1 protein-coding gene is annotated in these 1,462 nt (G+C 56.8%); it reads left to right on the top strand.

Annotated features, from left to right (window positions below; all coding sequences use genetic code 11):
- Window positions 1–105: 105 nt before the first annotated feature.
- Entirely contained in the window at window positions 106–1,134 is a 1,029-nt protein-coding gene (locus ACR0C9_RS21850; protein WP_480782058.1) for an IS110 family RNA-guided transposase, read from the top strand.
- Window positions 1,135–1,462: the final 328 nt, after the last annotated feature.

Here is a 1,462-nt window from a genome sequence, read left to right as displayed (position 1 = left end):
TGAGATGCTGTAACGGGGCCTGCGTCACGCACCGCCGTTGCCACTTGTCAGATCAGCATCGCGCTGTCGCCATTCCCGTATTGAACCCATATGGAGGATGACGGGATGAAGTTGTTTGTTGGATTGGATGTATCGCTTGCCAAGACCGCGATCTGCGTAGTCAGCGAGCATGGCCAGATTATCAAAGAAGCAGAGACTGAAAGTGAACCCGAAGTTCTGGCGCGCTGGTTGGATAAACTTGACGGCAGCATCGCTGCGATTGGCCTGGAGGCCGGGCCACTGTCGCAATGGCTACACCGAGGGCTGACTGAAGCTGGCCTTGATGCAGTGCTCATGGAAACCCGCCAGGTGAAAGGAGCGCTGAAGGCAATGCCGATCAAGACGGATCGACGCGATGCAGAAGGGATTGCACGCCTTCTTCATCTCGGCTGGTTCCGACCGGTCCACTGTAAATCCGTCTCTGCTCAGGAAACCCGAGCGGTTCTCGGCGCTCGAAAGGCTATCCAGCAGAATATGATCGCTCTGGAAATGTCGTTGCGCGGACTGCTGCGCAACTTTGGCCTCAAGGTTGGTGCGATCTCCCGCGGTAGGTTTGAGACACGCATTCGGGAATTAGCAGATGGCAATCCGATGCTGGAAACCGCAACAGAACCAATGCTGCGGGCCCGAGCGTCCCTGCGACAAGAACTGGCCGGTCTCGAAAAGCGCGTGCGCCAGTTGGCTTGGGATGATCCGGTTTGCCAACGCCTTATGTCGATGCCTGGAATTGGTGTCGTCGTAGCACTGACATTCCGTGCTGCGGTCGATGATCCTGCCCGCTTTCGGTCTTCAAAAAGAATTGGTCCCTGGGTTGGTTTGACGCCTGCGCGCAACCAGTCTGGTGAACGAGATATGTCTGGTGGCATTACCAAAGCTGGCGACGTCAATCTGCGGCGAGCATTGTGCCAGGCAGCAACTGTCATGATGAACCGTGGCCGATCAACATGGCTGAGAACATGGGGAGCCCAACTCGCACAACGCCGAGGCCGGAAAATTGCAATGGTCGCACTCGCACGCCGCATAGCGGTCATTCTTCATCGGATTTGGGTAGATGGCACAACCTTCCAGCCAGATGCGGCGCCGAACTCTGTCTGACAGGATGATATCCCTCCCGTTGCCTGCCTGATTGCAGGCTTTCGAGGTCCCGCAGGGACGTGGTTCCGATGATGCCGTGGTCAGGACTGTCGCAGGCATATGCCAAGCACGCCTATGAGATGGGCACTTCGGAATTACATCGAACCAGCATCATGTTGGCAGCCGCCGCGCTGACCACGAACCGAAGCATGTACCCTAAGGATCTCAGCCGGAAGCCGAGACAGAAAGCAGGAAGCGTCAAACTGAACCAACAGAACCGCCTTGGCGGATCGATTTGAGTGCACGAAAGCGCTTGACTGAACTGCCCCCGTTACCGAAGTCCTGAGCC

This window comes from Ruegeria sp. C12 (genome assembly GCF_056537745.1).
Note: the sequence above shows the minus strand (reverse complement) of the source record. Positions and strands in the feature narration are given on the sequence as shown.

Coding starts and splice junctions, on each gene's coding strand:
- ACR0C9_RS21850 (WP_480782058.1), top strand. CDS start 106: ATGAAGTTGTTTGTTGGATTGGATGTATCGCTTGCCAAGACCGCGATC.